The sequence below is a fragment of the Mesorhizobium sp. AA22 genome (assembly GCF_001672375.2).
Classification (GTDB): domain Bacteria; phylum Pseudomonadota; class Alphaproteobacteria; order Rhizobiales; family Rhizobiaceae; genus Mesorhizobium; species Mesorhizobium wenxiniae.
In genome coordinates this window covers 464,141-481,719 of the sequence record NZ_CP048406.1, presented here as the reverse complement: position 1 = coordinate 481,719, position 17,579 = coordinate 464,141, and the positions used below count along the sequence as shown (strand labels likewise).

At 62.4% G+C, this 17,579-nt stretch carries 18 protein-coding genes and 1 pseudogene; 10 read left to right on the top strand and 9 right to left on the bottom strand.

Annotation, left to right across the window (positions count from 1 at the left end; genetic code table 11):
* Window positions 1-44 precede the first annotated feature (44 nt).
* Both A9K68_RS02245 and A9K68_RS02240 read left to right on the top strand, forming a co-directional pair.
* A complete protein-coding gene (locus A9K68_RS02245; RefSeq protein ID WP_065011573.1) occupies window positions 45-947 on the top strand; it encodes a LysR family transcriptional regulator in 903 nt (300 codons plus the stop codon).
* A 160-nt stretch (window positions 948-1,107) separates the two neighbouring features.
* Window positions 1,108-1,638, top strand: coding sequence for a dihydrofolate reductase family protein (locus A9K68_RS02240; protein WP_065011572.1), 531 nt, complete (start codon window positions 1,108-1,110; stop codon window positions 1,636-1,638).
* Here the strand turns inward: A9K68_RS02240 and A9K68_RS02235 are convergent.
* A complete protein-coding gene (locus A9K68_RS02235; protein ID WP_082982709.1) occupies window positions 1,623-2,573 on the bottom strand; it encodes an alpha/beta hydrolase in 951 nt (316 codons plus the stop codon). The genes A9K68_RS02240 and A9K68_RS02235 overlap by 16 nt on opposite strands.
* A 219-nt stretch (window positions 2,574-2,792) precedes the next feature.
* Complete coding sequence (locus tag A9K68_RS02230; RefSeq protein ID WP_065011685.1) at window positions 2,793-2,996, bottom strand: DUF1127 domain-containing protein; 204 nt, start codon at window positions 2,994-2,996, stop codon at window positions 2,793-2,795.
* Between the two features lie 184 nt (window positions 2,997-3,180).
* Between A9K68_RS02230 and A9K68_RS02225 the strand changes: the two genes are divergently transcribed.
* Complete coding sequence (locus A9K68_RS02225) at window positions 3,181-4,689, top strand: winged helix-turn-helix domain-containing tetratricopeptide repeat protein (RefSeq protein WP_065011684.1); 1,509 nt, start codon at window positions 3,181-3,183, stop codon at window positions 4,687-4,689.
* A 45-nt stretch (window positions 4,690-4,734) separates the two neighbouring features.
* Here A9K68_RS02225 and A9K68_RS02220 read toward each other — a convergent pair whose 3' ends face one another.
* Window positions 4,735-5,127 carry a GFA family protein gene (locus A9K68_RS02220; protein WP_065011571.1) on the bottom strand — a complete coding sequence of 131 codons (393 nt, stop codon included), beginning with the start codon at window positions 5,125-5,127 and terminating at the stop codon, window positions 4,735-4,737.
* Between the two features lie 206 nt (window positions 5,128-5,333).
* Between A9K68_RS02220 and A9K68_RS02215 the strand changes: the two genes are divergently transcribed.
* The gene (locus A9K68_RS02215) at window positions 5,334-5,942 is read left to right on the top strand and encodes a helix-turn-helix domain-containing protein (RefSeq protein WP_065011570.1); all 609 of its coding nucleotides are present in this window, start codon (window positions 5,334-5,336) and stop codon (window positions 5,940-5,942) included.
* Window positions 5,933-6,730 (top strand): SRPBCC domain-containing protein, encoded by a 798-nt coding sequence (locus A9K68_RS02210; RefSeq protein ID WP_065011569.1) that lies wholly within the window; start codon window positions 5,933-5,935, stop codon window positions 6,728-6,730. The genes A9K68_RS02215 and A9K68_RS02210 overlap by 10 nt, the downstream gene beginning before the upstream one ends.
* Before the next feature lie 105 nt (window positions 6,731-6,835).
* Here A9K68_RS02210 and A9K68_RS02205 read toward each other — a convergent pair.
* A pseudogene (locus A9K68_RS02205) lies at window positions 6,836-7,781 on the bottom strand (LysR family transcriptional regulator).
* A 103-nt stretch (window positions 7,782-7,884) separates the two neighbouring features.
* Here A9K68_RS02205 and A9K68_RS02200 point away from each other — a divergent pair.
* Both A9K68_RS02200 and A9K68_RS02195 read left to right on the top strand, forming a co-directional pair.
* Window positions 7,885-8,154 (top strand): hypothetical protein, encoded by a 270-nt coding sequence (locus A9K68_RS02200; RefSeq protein WP_065011683.1) that lies wholly within the window; start codon window positions 7,885-7,887, stop codon window positions 8,152-8,154.
* A 24-nt stretch (window positions 8,155-8,178) separates the two neighbouring features.
* Window positions 8,179-8,793, top strand: a complete 615-nt coding sequence (locus A9K68_RS02195; RefSeq protein WP_246811279.1) for a nuclear transport factor 2 family protein — start codon at window positions 8,179-8,181, stop codon at window positions 8,791-8,793.
* A gap of 59 nt (window positions 8,794-8,852) precedes the next feature.
* Here A9K68_RS02195 and A9K68_RS02190 read toward each other — a convergent pair whose 3' ends face one another.
* Window positions 8,853-9,521, bottom strand: a complete 669-nt coding sequence (locus A9K68_RS02190) for a metalloregulator ArsR/SmtB family transcription factor (protein ID WP_065011568.1) — start codon at window positions 9,519-9,521, stop codon at window positions 8,853-8,855.
* A gap of 72 nt (window positions 9,522-9,593) precedes the next feature.
* On the opposite strand from A9K68_RS02190, the gene A9K68_RS02185 reads away from it, so the two are divergent.
* Complete coding sequence (locus A9K68_RS02185) at window positions 9,594-9,785, top strand: hypothetical protein (protein WP_065011567.1); 192 nt, start codon at window positions 9,594-9,596, stop codon at window positions 9,783-9,785.
* 3 nt (window positions 9,786-9,788) lie between these two features.
* Window positions 9,789-11,039: an MFS transporter gene (locus A9K68_RS02180; RefSeq protein ID WP_065011566.1), complete on the top strand. Its 1,251-nt coding sequence runs from the start codon at window positions 9,789-9,791 to the stop codon at window positions 11,037-11,039.
* 49 nt (window positions 11,040-11,088) lie between these two features.
* Here A9K68_RS02180 and secDF read toward each other — a convergent pair whose 3' ends face one another.
* Together secDF and A9K68_RS02170 are read right to left on the bottom strand one after the other, a co-directional pair.
* The gene (gene secDF, locus A9K68_RS02175; RefSeq protein WP_065011565.1) at window positions 11,089-13,644 is read right to left on the bottom strand and encodes a protein translocase subunit SecDF; all 2,556 of its coding nucleotides are present in this window, start codon (window positions 13,642-13,644) and stop codon (window positions 11,089-11,091) included.
* A 142-nt stretch (window positions 13,645-13,786) separates the two neighbouring features.
* On the bottom strand, window positions 13,787-14,149 hold the full coding sequence (locus A9K68_RS02170) for a hypothetical protein (protein WP_163602980.1): 363 nt from the start codon (window positions 14,147-14,149) through the stop codon (window positions 13,787-13,789).
* 198 nt (window positions 14,150-14,347) lie between these two features.
* On the opposite strand from A9K68_RS02170, the gene A9K68_RS02165 reads away from it, so the two are divergent.
* Window positions 14,348-14,701, top strand: a complete 354-nt coding sequence (locus A9K68_RS02165) for a helix-turn-helix domain-containing protein (RefSeq protein WP_065011563.1) — start codon at window positions 14,348-14,350, stop codon at window positions 14,699-14,701.
* A gap of 35 nt (window positions 14,702-14,736) precedes the next feature.
* Here A9K68_RS02165 and A9K68_RS02160 read toward each other — a convergent pair whose 3' ends face one another.
* Window positions 14,737-15,669 carry a polysaccharide deacetylase family protein gene (locus tag A9K68_RS02160; protein ID WP_065011562.1) on the bottom strand — a complete coding sequence of 311 codons (933 nt, stop codon included), beginning with the start codon at window positions 15,667-15,669 and terminating at the stop codon, window positions 14,737-14,739.
* A 280-nt stretch (window positions 15,670-15,949) separates the two neighbouring features.
* Window positions 15,950-17,089, bottom strand: coding sequence for a LacI family DNA-binding transcriptional regulator (locus A9K68_RS02155; RefSeq protein WP_065011561.1), 1,140 nt, complete (start codon window positions 17,087-17,089; stop codon window positions 15,950-15,952).
* Window positions 17,090-17,579: the final 490 nt, after the last annotated feature.

Sequence of the window (17,579 nt, the reverse complement as noted above, 5' to 3'; positions counted from 1 at the left end):
ATTAGCCGTTGAAGTCGGCATGAGATGATGCAAAATCCCCATCAATGCCCCGCCCGTCGCTCAACGATCTCACCGCCTTTTTGGCCGTTGCCACACACCGCAGCTTCCGCCGCGCAGCGGACGAGATCGGCACGGCACCTTCCACATTGAGCCATGCGATGCGTGCGCTCGAGGAACGCATGGGCGTGCGCCTTTTGAACCGGACCACACGCAGCGTCTCACCGACTGAAGCCGGATTCCAGTTGCTCGACCGCCTTCAGCCGGCGCTCGCCTCGCTGGACGAGGCGCTCGACAGCGTCGCGGGGTTCCGGGGCAATGTCGCGGGCACGGTCCGCATCAACGCACCGCGATTGGTGGCCGGGCTTCTCGTTCGCTGGGTTCTTCCGCAGATGGCAGAGCGCCACCCGGACGTGACCGTGGACATCGTCGTCGAGGGGCGGCTCATCGATATCGTGTCCACCGGGTTCGATGCCGGCGTGCGCCTCCTCGGATCGGTCCCCAAGGACATGATCGCCGTGCCGTTTGCACGCCCGTTGACGTTCATCTGTGTCGCCTCGCCCGCCTATCTCGATCGCTTCGGCGACCCGGGAACGCCCGAGGAATTGCAACGCCACCATTGCATCGGCCATCGTATGCCCAGCGGCAAATTCTATCGATGGGAGTTCGAACGCTCCGGCCAGGAACTCGTGATCGACGCAAACGGCTCCATCATCCTCGATGACGAGGAACTGATGGTCGAAGCCGCAATAGAGGGTCTGGGCATCGCCTATGTGGCGGATTGGGCCGCCGAAGCGGCCATATCCGATGGCCGGCTGCGTAAGGTCCTGACCGCATGGATGCCCGCCCCGGAAGGGGTCGCGGTCTACTATCCCGGACATCGAGCCGTGCCGCCGGCACTGCGGGCTTTCCTCGATGTCGTGAAGGACTTGCGAAAGAAAGAACCTTAACTGGATCAAAGAAGCAGCAATCCGGGCAATCGTAATTCAGAAGGAGGTGCGGCATAATTTCTCGCTTCTGTCGATCGGCCATCAGTCGATCTAACTTGCAACCGATTGCATAACGCAGCCAGAACGGCGCGGATGTGCCGCGTAAGGAAAGGAGGCGGGTATGGCTAAGCTCGTGTTCGGAATGAACCAGTCCCTGGACGGCTACGTCGACCATACGGCGTTTGCGCCAAGCCCGACGCTCTTCGGCCACTTCATCGAGGAGGCTCAGGGGCAGGCGGGCAGTGTGTACGGTCGCAAAATGTATGAGGTCATGCGTTACTGGGACGACGATCATCCTGAATGGGATGCAGAGCAATACGCCTTTGCGGCGGCGTGGCGGAACCAGCCGAAATGGGTCGTCTCGCGCTCGTTGAAGTTGGTTGGCCCCAACGCCACGCTTGTTGGGGATGATCTTGAAGGCGCGATCCGAGAGCTGAAGGCCGAGCGCGACGGGGAGATCGAAGTTGCTGGCCCGGACTTGGCGCGAAGCCTCACCGAACTTGGTCTGATCGATGAGTATCGAATCTACCTGCACCCCGTCGTGCTTGGCCACGGCAAGCCATATTTCGCCGGACCCCGGCCGCCGCTCCGCCTTATGACCAATGATTGGATTGGCGAGGACGTGATCAGGTTGACCTACGTTCCTGCTTGATCTCGCGGCCCGCCGGATGGAATCGCCGCTGAAGTCTGGTCTTGGGTTGGGTCTAAAGCGACGGGAACTGCGTGGATCTCCTGTGTTCGCTTGATGAAGTCGATCATGAGGGAGAGTGCTGGTTCGGCATGCGTCTCAAGCAGGAAATGTCCGCCGTCGAAAATATGCGCCTCCATACGTGGCAGATCCTGCATCCAGGACAGCGTTTCGGCGATATCGAAATAGGGCTCGTGACGGCCCCACAGCATGAGCGCCGGCGGTTGCCATTTCTTGAGATAGCCGGCGATGGCATCGAAACGCGCGGCATGGCTTTTGTAGTCGGCGATGAGCGCGCGGTGGGTCTCCATGCGGCCGGGAAGATTCATCACCCTCCAGTCCTCGACCCAGGGTTCGCCCCTGATCGTGGCGGCGACATCCTCTGGCAGGCCGCCGGTATATTGTTCGCGCGTGAATTCAAAGGTCAGGTCGGGGATTGCGGCCGCTTCGTTCTCTTTTGTCGGTTCTGACCAGAATTTTAACACGGCGTCCAAGATGGGGCCGAAGCCGGTTCGATGCGCGTTTGCGTTCTGGATGATGAGGCCCGAAACCAGCTCGGGCGCTTGCATGGCGATCTGCAGGCCGACGGCGGCGCCCCAGTCATGGATGTGGATGAAGCGGCGCCCGATCGCGAGGTGGGTCAGCAATTCGGAAATCGCCTCGCTGATCGCGGCGAAGGAGGCTGTCGGCGGGACGTCGGACTGGCCATGGCCCGGGACGTCGGGCGCGACCACATAGGCGACGCGCGCCAAGCCAGGGATTACATCGCGAAATGTTCGCGATGAGCTCGGGAAGCCGTGCAGGAGGAGCAAAGCGGGATAGGATTGATCGCCCGCGGTGACGTAGGCAAGCTCGGTTCCACCGGAGAGACGCATTCGGCGTTGGGCGGGCAGGCTCATGGCAAGATTCCGTTTTGCTGTCTGGAATGGAGCCCAACTCAAACGAGCGGCGCGAGTTCCGGATGTTGCCGAAGAGCCTGCGGCCGGTCTTCCTCATGGTCGCCTATTTGTCAGTGTCCGCGCAGCGACCGGCGCGAGCGAGTACTGTTCCGAGATGCTTTTGGCGCACCAAGGACGAGGATGACGGGTATCGGCTTCACGACCTTGCGGCGACGAGGATCATCGTCTCCAGAAAGGCTTGGCGATCTCTGCCTCGACCTGCCGTCTCGTCAGACCGATATCGTCGATCAAATGAGGATTGTCCTTCGACATTTGCTCAAGTTCCCAGCGAAAGCGCTTCCGCTCGTCCCAGGCCGCGACAATGCTTCGCAGGGTCGCCAGGCTGTAGTGCCGACGCGACATTTCCGCTGGCTCCACGGGCATTCCCGGCCGCGCTGCCTGATGCCGGGCCGATGCAAGAGTATCGTTCATAGCAACCTCCATATGGTTTGAAGGTCCGGGGACCCTCGACCTGAAAGAGGCTGAATTCTGCAGGATACGAACAGCGTCGTAATTAAGCTCTCCCAAATAGTTCTCAAAACTTCCAAACGGGCTATAAATGCGCCGCATGCAGGGATCGCGCTTTGCCTTTGGTCCGTTCGTGCTTGATGCCGGTGCGGGAACGCTGCTTCGCAACGATGTTCCCGTTGCCGTTGGCTACCGCGGGCTAAAGCTGCTTGCGGCGCTCGTTGGACGGCCCGGCGAAATCCTTGAGAAGGCCCAGTTGATGGACGCGGCGTGGCCGGGCACCGCCGTCGAGGAAGGCAATCTCACCGTCCAGATCGCGCAGCTGCGCAAGCTGCTTGGTCCGGCCGCGGACGGCGGCGAATGGATCGCCACGGTTCCGCGCGTTGGCTACCGCTTCACTGGGGCCGTCGAACAGCTCGGTGGCGCGAAACGAAAGCCTTTGCCGCTGCCCGATAAACCATCGATAGCCGTGCTGCCCTTCGTCAATCTCAGCAACGATCCCGAGCAGGAATCCTTCGCGGATGGGTTGACCGAAGATCTGATCACCGACCTGTCCAGGATCTCCGGCCTGTTCGTCATCGCACGCAACTCGGCCTTTGCCTACAAAGGAAAGGCGATGGCCGTGCGCGAGATCGCTGAGGACCTTGGCGTGCGATACCTGCTGGAGGGGAGCGCAAGACGCGCCGCGGGGCGCGTGCGCATCAATGCACAGCTGGTCGACGCGGTGAGTGGCGACCATCTATGGGCGGAACGCTTCGATCGCAGCCTGGAAGATATCTTTGCCGTTCAGGACGAGGTCACCGGCAAGATCGTGGAGGCGTTGCTCGGCCGGCTGCGCGCACCGCCGCCGCGCAACCGGCCCAAAAATCTCGAGGCTTACGATCTCTGCGTGCGGGCGCGCAAGCTGATGGATGATTCGCCGCAGACGGCGCGCGAAGCGCATCTGATGCTCACCCGCGCGGTTTCGCTCGATCCGGAATATGCCGAGGCCTATCGCTGGCTTGCCATGAACCACTGGATGGGATGGGTGCATTCCGGCGGACCAACCGAAACTTCCCGTAGCGTTGCTTTGGAACTGGCGCGCAAAGCCGTGGCGATCGACCCCAACGATGCCGGCTGCCGCTGGGTTTTGGCTTACTTGCTTGCCTATGAGCGCAGCTTCGCCGAGGCGGATGCGGAATTCGCCAAGGCGATCGAGCTGGACCCGAACGAGGCCGATGCCTGGGCGGCATTATCCGACATCGCGGTCCTGGCCGGACGGGTCGAGGAGGGCCTTGAGCACATTCGCAAGGCATTCCGGCTGAACCCGTTTCCGGCAAGTTGGTACTACCTGGCGCTCGGCCAGGCGCAATATGCGGCCGGCGCATACGAAGCCGCTGTCGAGACACTGCGCAGGGACGAGACTTATCGTACGAGCTCGCGCCGTTTCCTGGCAGCAAGCCTTGCCCAATTGGGCCGGCTCGACGAGGCGCGCGCAGAGGTCGAACTGTTCCTCGTCGGCAACCCGCATTTCACCACCCGCCACTGGGCCACGACGGAGCCATTCCGCGATGCCGCGACGCTCGAGCATTTCGTTGATGGCTTCCGCAAGGCCGGTCTTCCGGAGTGACGCGCCGGCGTGACCTCCTAAACGCTTTCGCACCGTTCGTGCGACCTATTCCTCAAAGCGACTCGTGGCGTCACGATCGCGCTCGTATCGTCTCGTGAGCGGAAACGGCGGCAACCAGGACTCGCGACGGATGGTCCAGCTTTCGTAGGTCGGCATCAGTTGGTCAGGGGCATCCAGGGATCCCAGGTTCACTTCGATTTCGTCTGCGGTGCGACCGAAAATTGTAGAGCCGCAGCGGGGACAGAAAAACCGCCCGGCGTAGTCGCGCGTCTCGCCTTCGACCGTCACCGCATCCTGGGGGAACACCGCGGAAGCGTGGAAAAGGGCCCCATGATGCTTGCGGCAGTCGAGACAATGACAAATGCCGACCCGGTATGGGAGTCCCGACGCCACAATTCGGACGTTGCCGCACAGGCAACCGCCAGTGAATCGGTCCATGCTGCATCTCCTCCAAAATCAAGCGGTCGGAATGGCTACAACGAACGGCACTGTCATTGCAATTGCCCGCTGCGGGCGGGGACGCGTCGTCTAGCGGCCCTCGCCCACCCTTGCCGCCCTCTTATTGGAACGAAGCGGCCCTTTCGCTCTTGACAAATATAATCGTCAACGGCATTGACAGGAAAGCTTGTCAATATGAGGGCTGCATGCTCGATATCGAGGTCATAGATAGGCCAAGCGCGGCCGCCGCCGCGTTGGAGCCGGTTCGGAGTCAGCTCCTCTCGGAACTGCGGGAGCCCGCCTCGGCCGCTGCCCTCGCCACACGCCTCGGTCTCAAGCGGCAGAAAATCAATTACCACCTGCATGCTCTGGAGGAGCACGGGCTTGTCCAAGTTGCAGAGACGCGCAAGTGGGGTGGCTTGACCGAGCGGCTCATGGTGGCGAGCGCCACAAGCTATGTCGTCTCGACGAGCGCACTGGGTCCGGTCGGCGCCGATCCGGACCGCACCGCCGACCGCCTGTCGGCAAGCTACCTCATCGCGCTCGGCGCTCGGCTGGTGCGGGAGATCGGGGCCCTCCAGCGCGCCGCCTCGGATGCCGGCAAGCGCTTGGCGACCTTGGCGATCGACACCGAAATCCGCTTCCGCTCCGCCGCCGACCGCGCCTCGTTCACGCGTGAACTGGCTGAGGCCATCACCACGCTGGCGGCACGCTATCACGACGAAACGGCGCCGCAGGGGCGGTCCCATCGCCTTGTCGTGACCGCGCATCCTTCACCTTCCAATCCGCAAGGAAAGGACGTTCAATGCCAGTAAAAAAAGATTCTGCCGGCAATCGCTCGGTCGAGGCGCAAGTGGATGTCCCCGGTACACCGGAGGACGTCTGGAACGCGATCGCAACGGGACCTGGAATATCTCAATGGTTCGTGCCGAGCGAACTCGAAGGCCGCATCGGAGGAACCAGCGTTTCGCATTTCGCTGCCGATGGAAGCATGGATTCGGTCGCCACCATCACGGCTTGGGAGCCGCCCAAGCGGTTTGTCGCAGAAGCACCGGGTCAGTCGGGAACGGTAGCGACGGAATGGACCGTCGAGGCGAAGTCCGGCGGGCTTTGCACCGTTCGCGTTGTCCATCGGTGGTTCGCGACTTCTGATGATTGGGATGATCAGTTCGAAGGCCACAGCTACGGATGGATCGCCTTCTTCCGCCTGCTCCGCCTCTACCTCACGCACTTTCCCGGGCAGCACGGCTCGGCTTTTCAGCTCTTGGTCCCGTCCTCTCAAGCTTCAGTCGATGCATGGCGAAAGCTGGTTGAACCCTTGGGCCTGGCGAATGCGATTGAACAACGGCGCGTGGCTTCGGACACGCGGGCATTCGAGGGTGTCGTCGAACGAACAGGGCCGCAGGACCATCCCGAGTTGGTGGTCCGGCTGGACCAGCCCGCGCCGGGCCTCGCGCACCTCTTCGCCTTGCCGATGGGCGGGATGACATTCCTGTCCGTGCGGTTTTTCCTTTTTGGCGACGATGCAGCGAGCGTTGCAAAACGGGAGGAGCCAAGGTGGCGAACCTGGCTTGAAAAGCATTTCCCAACTCCGAGCGAGTAGCGCTCCAGCGGAAACGTAGTTGTCAGTTTAATCAACGCTGCGCGGCATTAAATCTACCCTACAGCACACCCGCCATGGCAGCCGACGAAGCTTTCCGAGCTATGATTACCGTCTTAGTGGGGGCAGGCCGCTGTGGTGCTTTTGCGCAGTAGGCTCCACTCCTGCAAGCAGATCGAAAAGCCATGCCACACCCGCATCCATCATTGCGACCTTGGGAGCGACGGCGTTAAGCCGGAAGCCGGGCAACGGCAACGGGGCATCGAGGCTCAGGACGCCGAAACGCGCCGCATGCATGGTAACGAACCCCCGCGGCAGGGCCGAAATGAGATCGGTCTCGGCGATGACCGCAAGCGCGAACATGAAGTTGGGAACAGTCAACGCGATCCGTCGTGCCCGGCCTTGCTTGGCCAGCTGTTCATCCACGAAGCCATAAGGATCGCCACTGTGCGAGACCACCAGATGCTGCATGTCGCTCCAGGGTCGGATCACGCGCGAACGGATGTCCAAGGCGCATGGCAATTACAAAGTCTTCTTCGTAGATGCAGCGCTTTTCGAGGCGAGGCGGGATGTCATCGGACGGAATGATCGCGATATTGATGGCGTGCGCCTCGAGATCGACAATCGCGCTTCGCCACACGCGGGCCGGAGAGGGCAAGAGCTGACGCACGCCGATTTCGAGGCGTGGCGCAATCCGGCTGAGTTTGGCGAGAAGCGGGCGCAGGATCTCGGCTGAGACACCGTCCGGCGCGCCGATTGCGAACCGGCGCACCGCCGTGGCGGGGTTGAAGGGTGCGGCAGTCGCCATGACGCTGCGACGGCGATCGGCGCGGCCAGTTCCGTCGCACGCGCCGTCGGCACGACGCCCTTGGGTGTTCTTAGGAACAGCGGATCATTGAGGAGCCGGCGCAACCGGCCGAGCCCGTGACTGACAGCCGACGGAGTCAGATTAAGCCGGTCCGCAGCCCGGCCCACGTGGTGCTCTTCGAGCACGGCCTCGAAGAGGGACGAGGAGATTGAGATCGGCGCGTGAAAGATCAATTCCGTTCAGCATATTGCTGAAATCATATCATTGGCTTCATCAAGATCAACATGCAATTCTGCCGGTTGAGCGGTGCATCGCTCGGACGAATGCAGCCTTGAGCGGGAAAACAGCCATGTCGGTGATGATGATTTCCGAGGTCGGCGGACAGTCGCCGCAAGGGTATGATGGCATGCTCGCCCTCGCGGGTGGCGCTTTGAGGCAGGCGCCGGGCTTCATCATGCACGTGTCGCACCCGGTGGCAGCCGGCTGGCGGATCGTCGAGGTGTGGAACTCCCAGGAAGACGCGACGCGCGTCTTCGCTGCTCATATCGCGCCGAACCTACCGGATGGCATCCGGCCGAAGCTGTCCTTCCAGCCGCTGCACAGTCTTTTGAAGCCCTGACGGAAAATGCCGGCCGGTTGAAAGATGTGGGATCGCATCGGCGCGACCGATGCCAGCGGCCTGCGCCTGCGGATTGGTACAAACTTAGGAGAAATTCTCATGCCAGTTTCACGACGTTCAGCACTCGCTGCAGCGGGCGCCGGTCTCGCGTCGCTTGGGATCACGAAAGCTACGAGCGACTCTGCCGTTGCCCATCAGGTCTCCATCGCCGACGAGGAGATTGCCACGCTCACCAGGCAGACCGCCGAAGCCAACGCGGCACTGATGCGCGGTGACATCGCCCGATATCGTGCGTTAATTGCGCTCACCGATGACTTCACGCTTATGTCGCCTTTCGGCGGAAAGCCGACACGCGGCGTGGAGATGACAAGCGAACGCTGGGAGGCAATGGGGCGTTTCTTCAAGAACGGCACGCTGGAACAAGAGCTGGTCCAAGCCTATGCCGCGGCCGACATGGTGGTTCTCGCGCTCATCGAGCGCGCCCATGGCGAAGTCGGCGGTCTGCCGGCCCAGGACTGGCCGCTGCGCGTCACCTTGGTCTATCGCCGCGAAGGATCCGAATGGCGGCTCGCGCACCGGCACGCTGACCCGCTCGCCCGGGGTATCAGCCTGGAGCAGGCGGCCGCGCTGGCCCGCTGACTCGCCGCTGAAAGTCCACGCCAGACCAGCGACGCTCTGACAGCTCCGCGCGTTCTGTTTCAGGCTGCCGTTTCGACCGGTAGGCCGGCGGCCTTCCATTCGGGATAGCCGTCCTCGAGCCGACGGACGAGGTAGCCCCGCTCCCGCAAGGCGGCGACCGCTTCGAACGACAGAACGCAATAAGGGCCGCGGCAATAGGCGATCACCTCCCGATCCGCCGGTAACTCGCCCAAGCGACGCTCCAGCTCGGCCAGCGGGATGTTGAGGGCGCCTGTAAGATGCCCAACCCCAAATTCATCCTCGGGCCGCACGTCGAGAACCGTGACCATGCCGTCATGCAGCCTCGAGACGAGGTCGTCTCGCGACACCGGTTCCATCGCATCGCGAGCCCGGAAGTAGTCGGCCATGACGCGGCCGATTTCGGTCACGTTTCGCTCGCCGACGCGGCCGAGCGCCTTGATCAGCGCCACCACCTCGGCATCGCCGGCGAGGCTATAGAGCACGTGCTTGCCGCGGCGCTGCGTCTCGACGAGCCGCGCCCGCCGCAGGATCTGCAGATGGCGCGACGTATTGGCGAAACTCAGATGGGCTCGCGCGGCGAGGTCCTCGACGCTGCGCACCCCTTGCGCCAGATGCTCCAGCAGCTCGAGCCGATGCGGATGGCCGAGCGCCTGAGCCACTTCGGCAAGGCTTGCGTAGATCGCCTGTTTCGGTCCGGTGCTTGACACCGCTTCTCCTCAGTGAAACATTCAGCGGAATGATTGAATGTTCTAGCCCTTCGTAGCGAGGCGCGCAAGACCATGATCCTCCGCCAGTTTCTTCACACCGATCCAGCCGGCGTCTCGTACCTGTTCGGTTGCCATAACGAGGCCCTCCTGATCAAGGACGAGGGCGCGTTCATCCGCTTCATGCTCGCCGAGATTCCGCCGGTACCGCCCAAGGCCGCGGCACTCCGGGCCGCCAATTCCGGCTTGGCTGCGGCGGCGGCCTGACCCATGGACGAAGCGGCATCGGTTCCAGGCAAGACGGGTTCATCCGTCAGGCTCGGCCTCAGGGAGAACTGGCCGCAATTCGCGCTGCTCGTCGTGATCAACGCCTTTGTCGGCGGCATGGTCGGGATAGAACGGACGGTGGTGCCGCTGATCGGATCGGAGGAGTTCCACGTCACATCGACGACGCTCATCGTCTCCTTCATCGTCAGCTTCGGCGTCGTCAAGGCCCTCGCCAATCTGGTCTCGGGCCAGCTTGCCGACGCGTGGGGCCGCAAGCGCGTACTCGTTTTGGGATGGCTGGTCGGCCTGCCGGTGCCGTTCATGATCATCTGGGCGCCGACCTGGGAATGGGTGATTGCGGCCAACGCATTGCTCGGCATCAACCAGGGGCTCGCCTGGTCGATGACCGTGATCATGAAAGTCGATCTCGTCGGGCCGAAATCGCGCGGCCTTGCCGTCGGCCTCAACGAGTTCGCCGGCTATCTCGCCGTCGGGGTGACGGCGTTGCTGACCGGCTATCTCGCCGCGCAATACGGACTTCGGCCAGTGCCGATCTATCTCGGCATCGGCTATGCGGTCGTCGGTGCCGCACTGTCGATCCTGCTGGTGCGCGACACGCGCGACCATGTTCGGCTGGAGGCTTCATCCCAGGCGCAGCAGGCCGCGCCGATCAGCTTTAGGCAGGTCTTCGCGCTTACTTCCTTCGGGGACCGCAACCTGTTCGCCGCCTCCCAGGCCGGCCTGGTCAACAATCTCAACGACGGCATGAGCTGGGGCGTCTTCCCTTTGTTCTTCGCTTCCTTCGGCCTCGGCGTCGAGCGCATCGGCATTCTCAAGGCGATCTATCCCGCGACATGGGGTGTCCTGCAGATCGTCACGGGTCCCTTGAGCGATCGCTGGGGGCGCAAAGGCCTGATCGTCGCCGGCATGTGGGTTCAGGCCGCCGGTCTGTTTCTCACCGCGGCGACGCGTGAGTTCGAGTGGTGGATCGTCGGCAGCCTTCTGCTCGGCCTCGGCACGGCGATGGTCTACCCGAGCTTGATCGCAGCCGTCTCCGATGCCTCGCATCCGACCTGGCGCGCCCGCTCGCTCAGCGTCTACCGGTTCTGGCGGGATCTCGGCTACGCGATCGGTGCGCTCTGCGCCGGCCTCATCGCCGACAGCTTCGGGCTGTCATCGGCGATCGCATCGATCGCCGCGCTGACGTTTCTCTCAGGGGTAGTCGTCGCAGTCGTGATGCGAGAGACGGTCTAGCCAGATCAAAGTGCTGCAGCGAGCCAAAAAGATGGTGTCGATCGTTGGGTTATAAGGCTTGCTGCGCCGGCGGCTCTTTCGCCGCCGCGGCTTCCTCTGGACTGAGGGCGCCCGGCCGGAGCTTGAACAGAATCAGCAGCGGCCCGGCGACGAAGATGGAGGAATAGGTCCCGGCGAGGATGCCGAAGATCATCGCGACCGTGAAGGACTGGATGACTTCGCCGCCCCAGATCGAAAGCGCCGCCAGCGCGAACAGCGTGGTCACGCCGGTCAGGACCGTTCGCGCCAGCGTCTGGTTCATCGACAGGTCGAGCAGCTCGGCAATCGGCATCCTTTTATAGCGGCGCAGGTTCTCGCGGACCCGGTCATAGACAACAACCGTATCGTTGATGGAGTAGCCGACAATGGTCAGGATCGCGGCTATCGAGGTCAAATTGAACTCTATGCCGGCGACGACATAGAAGCCGATCATCAGGATCACGTCGTGGAACGTCGAAATGATGGCGCCGAGCCCGAACTGCCATTCGAACCTGATCCAGATGTAGACGAGCATCGCCAGCAGTGAGGCGAGCACGCCCATTGTGCCGTTGAACGCGAGTTCGGAGGAAACCGTCGGACCGACAACCTCGATGCGGCGGAACTCGTAATCGGTTTCGAGTGCGCTTCTTACTTTTTCCACGGCGGACTGTTCGGCAATATCACCGCCTCCCTGGGTGCCGATGCGGATCAGCACGTCGCGGGTCGAGCCGAACTCCTGCACCTGCACCTCACCCAGTTCGAGGCCCGTCAGCCGCTGACGGATGTCGCCGATGTCGGCCTGCTGGCCCTTCGCCTGCACCTCGATGCTCGAACCGCCGCGGAAGTCGATGCCGTAGTTCATGCCGACCGTGAAGAACAGCACGGCCGAAGCGATCGACAACAGCAAGGACAGCGTGAAGGCGTATTTTCGGAACGCCATGAACGGCACGCGCGTGTCGTCGGGCACCAGCCGCATGACACCGCTGGGCATCGTTTTCGGCCGCTGCCGGCGCAGCCAGAACGCGACCAGCCAGCGCGTCAGCGTGAACGCCGTGAACACGGTGGTGACGATGCCGATGGCGAGGGTGACGGCAAACCCCTTGATCGGCCCCGAGCCGAGGAAGAACAAGATGACGGCGGCGATCAGCGTCGTCACATTGGCATCGACGACGGTCGCCAGCGCCTGTTTGAACCCGGAATCCATCGACTGCACGATCGAGCGCCCTTGGCGGTTCTCTTCGCGGACGCGCTCGAAGATGATGACGTTGGAATCGACCGCCATGCCCATGGTCAGCACGATGCCGGCGATGCCAGGCAGCGTCAGCGTTGCCCCGAGCACGGACAGGACGGCGATGATCAGTGCGACGTTGGCCAGGAGCGCGATATTCGCGATCAGTCCCAGTCGCCCATAGGCGAACAGCATGAAGCCGACGACGAGGAACAAGGCGATGATCGACGCGAACTGGCCCGCCTCGATCGAATCGCTGCCAAGGCTCGGACCGACGGTGCGTTCCTCGACGATGGTGAGGTCGGCAGGCAGTGCGCCGGCGCGCAGCAGGACCGCAAGGTCGTTCGCGCTCTCCACCGTGAAACTGCCGGATATCTGCCCAGTGCCGCCCAGAATTGGTTCGCGGATCTGAGGCGCGGAGATCACCTCGTTGTCGAGGATGATGGCGAACAGGCGCCCGACATTGGCCTGAGTAGCCTGACCGAAGCGGGTGGCGCCGCGACTGTCGAAGCGAAACGAGACCACCGGCTCGTTGGTGCGCTGGTCGAAGGTTGCCTGCGCGTCGACGAGGTTTTCGCCGGAGACGATGATCCGGTTCTCGATCAGATGCGGAACCCGCGGCTCGTCCGTCGAATACAACACCGTCGAGCCCGCCGGCGGGCGGGCGGAGATCGCCTCCTCGACCGGAATCGACTGGTCCACCATCTGGAAGGTCAGCTTCGCCGTCTGTCCGAGGATATCCTTCAGCCGCTGCGGATCCTGCAGGCCCGGCACCTGGACCATGATGCGGTCCGATCCCTGGCGCTGGATGATCGGCTCGGTTGTGCCGAGCTCGTTGACGCGCCGACCCACCACCTCGATCGATTGTGTCAGCGCCGCGGCGATCCGGTAGTCGACCCCGGCTTCGGTCAGCGTAAAGCGCAGCAGGCCCGGTTCCGGCTCGGCCATCTCCATCTCGGTCACCGAGCCGCTCATGAAAAGGCCGGTCGAGATCGGCTGCGTCAATCTTTCGAGCGCGGCCTTCGCAGCTTCGATCTGGCCTTGGTCGCGAATACGGACCTGGATGGAATTGGCGGTGCCGGTTAGCCCGGTATAGCCGATCTGGGCATCGCGCAGCGATGTGCGGACCTCGTCGCGTGCCGCTTCGAGGCGTTCGTTGGCGAGGTCCTGCCGATCGATCTGGAGCAGGATGTGCGAGCCGCCCTGCAGGTCGAGGCCCAGCGTCAGCTGCCGCTTTGGCAGCCAATTCGGCAGCGATGCCAGGGTGGAGGCGGGAACCAGGTTTGGAGCTGCGTACAGGATACCGGCCAGGACCGTCAGCCAGATGAGAATGGTCTTCCAGCGCGAAAAATGCAGCATGTTCTTGTCCGTTCAGCCCATATCGGGCGGAAACCGCCTCCGACAAGAGCTTTGGCGTTCCGATCGGCGAGCAACTCGACGAGAGCCCGGGAACGCGATGTGAAAGTTTTGGGAGTCGGCGGCCGCGGTCGCGCGGCCAGGATCATGGCGGGTGAAACGGAGGCGCGCGCGCATCAAAGGCGCGGATCGGCGACAGTTTCGTCCGGTCCTCAGACCCGATACCAATCGGTGCGGCTGACGCGGTTTCGAACGGCAGGCGCAAATCCGGCATAATGCAAAAGGGCTTGCCGTTTCCCGCAATGGCAGGCGTTCCCGTCTTGAAACGGAAAGTCTCAGCTGCAACACGGCGCGCAATGTCGCGGACAAGGATGGTCGCGACCGGTTTGGACGCAGCGAGCCTCATTTGCTCTTTAGCTACATCATGTCCGACCTGGTCGGCTGTTGCCGCAGGAATGGTCCAGACCAAAAAGAGCAACGACGCGAGCAGCCGCAGACCAGCGCTCACGCTGAGCAGAACGCCGGGCCTAGCCCGTCTTCGGCAGCTTCGTCTCATCTCATCGGTATGGCTCTCATACACTGCGATTGATACGCTTTCGCCTTCTTTGCCTCAGTAAGCGGCAGGCCGCACTCTTTGTCTAACTACAGCACTTGCATTGCGAATTGAAGCGCACCTTTCACGAACTCAAAGGTCAAGTGTTGGCCGATGCGCTTCCTTTTCGACGAGGAGCACAAAGGAGCCGGCCGTTCCAGAGCACCACCCTTCTCGACCGCGATCAAGGCGATCGAAGGGAAGTGGAAAGTGGATATTCTTTGTGAGCTTGGAACGGCGTCTCGCAGGTTCGGCCGATTGAGGCAGTCCATTCCGGCGATCAGTGAAAAGATGCTGACGCAGCAATTACGCGAACTGGAGGCTGACGGGCTTGTGAACCGAGAAGTCTATCCGGGATCGCCGACTAAGGTCGTCTATTCGTTGACAGAAAGCGGAGCGGCGCTCAATGCTGGAGCAGAGGCGCTATGCCGTTGGGGTGAGCAATTCCCTTCCCGCACCGATGCTTAAGCATTGCTGTTCGCCACGCGAGTTGGACGTCGGCTTCATGGCGCTTCGCCCTCGGCCGGAAACAACGACAGCCAATAACGGGCGATGTCGTTGCGGCGCATGAAGGCGGCCTCCGGCCTGGACAGAACCGTCTCGATTATGCCTTCCAATGCCGCGGCCCGGTTGGGCTGGCCGGTCCATCGCGCATGGATGGCTATCGTCATCATGCGCCCACCTTCTTCCCTGGCTTCCCTGATCAGGAAGTCCAGATAGGCCTCGACGTTGTCGACGAAGTCCTTGGGCGTCACATAGCCGGGGCTTATTAGATAGCGGCTGTCGTTCAAGGTCTTGGAATAGGGAATGATCAGAAGGCGCCCGTTCTGTGCCGGCACGAAATAGGGCAGGTCGTCGTTGCACGGATCTGAATCATACAGGAAGCCGCCTTCCTCGATCAGGATGTCGCGCGTGTTGACGCTGGGAAAGGAACGGCTGTTCCAGCCGATCGGCCGCTCGCCGAGCAGCTCGATGAACAGCGCGACGGCACGCTGCAGATGGTCGCGCTCCTCGTCACGGCTCAGGGTCCATTGTTCGGTCCAGCGCAGGCCATGGCCGAGCAGATCGTGACCCGATTGGCACAGCCATGCCGTCACCTCCGGGTTGCGCCGCAGCGCCTCGGCACAGCTCGAGATCGTGGCGTGGACGCCGTGTCGCTCGAGCAGTCTGGCGATGCGCCAGATACCGACGCGGCTGCCATACTCGAAATGCGTTTCGGTGCCGAGATCGCGGATGCCGGCCGGCGCCGACAACGGATATTCGCCCCAGCCATCGCTATGGTCGTCGCCCTCGAACAGCGAATATTCCGACCCTTCCTCGTAGCAGACCACGAGATTGACTGCGACCAGACGTCCGTCCGGCCAGATGATCTGCGGCGGCCGCCGGCCGTAACCGACGAAATCGCGCGGCGGGCCATGGCGATGCTGGAGCTTCATGGCAGTATAACTCCTGGCGGGTTGCCGATCCGGGTCAGCGAGGAAATCGGGCTCGAAGGCCGGCGCGGAACGGCGAACCAGATCAGATTTACCCTTGGATCCAGGATTTCGCCACAACCAGACTGCAGCAAACCGCACGTCAGTCCGCAGAAATCTGGATACAAGAATCCCGATCCCCCATGTCAGGCGACAATTTCGGGCCATCGCCCTTTGCGGGGGCGCCTGTCTGGTTTGGAGCGGCATCAGTACGGCGTTTGCGTTGACGGAAGACTGGAGGTGCTCAGCTGGCTGTCGGTCCGTGTGTGCGCCCAGGCGCCACAGCACTGACCGATTCCCGCTCGACCAGCGGGCATTCAAGCTTGGTAATGGGGTAGCGGCCGCGGCCGGGCGGTGCAGGGACTTCCAATTGCTCGATCGCCCATTGCCCCATCGCCATATGCGGCAGGATCGACGTCGTCAAAGGCGGGAACAGATGCCGGGCGATTTCCTCGTCGTCATAGCCGATCACCGAAATATCCCCAGGGATGTGCAAGCCGGCCTCCTTCAACGCTTCGTAGCAGCCGATCGCGGTGCGGTCGTTCTGGCAGAAGATTGCGGTCGGCCGATCCTTGAGTGCCAGAAGCTTGACTGTCGCGGCGTAGCCGGCGCTCGCCGACCAGTCGCCCTCGACCACCAGCTCCACATCGAACGGGATGTCGGCCGTCGCCAGTGCCCGGCGGTAGCCCTTCAGCCGATCCTGCGCCGCCTGCATCCATGGCTCGCCGGTGATGGTTCCGATGCGGCGGTGGCCATGGCTGATCAAATGGCGGGTGGAACTCTGCCCGCCGGCGATTTCGCTCGGCACCACGGCGGGAAAGGCGTAGTCGGCGGTATAGCAATTGAGCAGGATGACCGGGATATCGAGGCCGTAGAGATAGTCGGGCGCGGTGATCTCGCGCGTAAAGATGGTCATGTAGATCAGCGCCGAAATACCCCGCTTGGTCAGTGCCGCAATCGCGCGCGGCTCCATGACGGTATCACCCAAAGTCTGCGCGACCAGCACGACATTGCCGGCATTCCACGAGGCCTGGCGCGCTCCTTCGATGGCGACGACCGCTTCGGGACTGGTCGCCAGTTGATCGACCGCGAAGCCGATCACCCCGTCCAGCCCCTCGAACGAGGCGATAGGGCTGCGAAGAGCAGAGAAGGCTGGTGGCGCATAGCCGAGGCCCCGCGCGGCCCCGATCACCCGTTCGCGGGTCTGTTGCGAGAGCCTTATGCCCGGCGTGTTGTTGAGGACGAACGAAACCGTTGCCTGCGAGCAGCCGGCGGCCCTGGCGATATCGGTCATGGTAACGCGACCCTTGGGGTTCTTGGCCGATGGCTTTCGGCGCCGGGCGGCTTCAAGGGGAGAATCGCGCAGATCCGTCGGTTCGCTCATGGCATTGTGTTCCAAATTCCCGGCTTGTCTAACCAGAGGTCGTCCTGGACGTCATAAAGACGGCAGGACGTCCGACGACGTTTCGCGTTTATAAACGAGCACTCGATTAATGATTATTATCATTCTGGTAGCCGAATGGCTAGCAGTGCGGGAGAGCAATACGCGGTCCTGAAAGATCGATTTCTCGGAATTGGGCCCACCCAAGGCCTTTGGACGGCTTAACGGAGCCTCCCTTCTCACACGGCAGGCAGCCATTCGCCGGCGGCACCAGAGGTTTCCAACCAGAGACTAATACTATTTACTAATAGGCGTGAGCATTCTAATGTCAATTTGTCATGCCCGGCTCGGGACCGAACGGGCCATGGCGGCAAGCAAGCGTGCTGCGCGGTATCGGTTGGCACTCAGGCGCAGAGCAACGCCGCGCAATTACTGAAATGTCAGACAAATCCGACTATTTACGAACTGCCAATGAGTCTCTAGAGTTCAAATC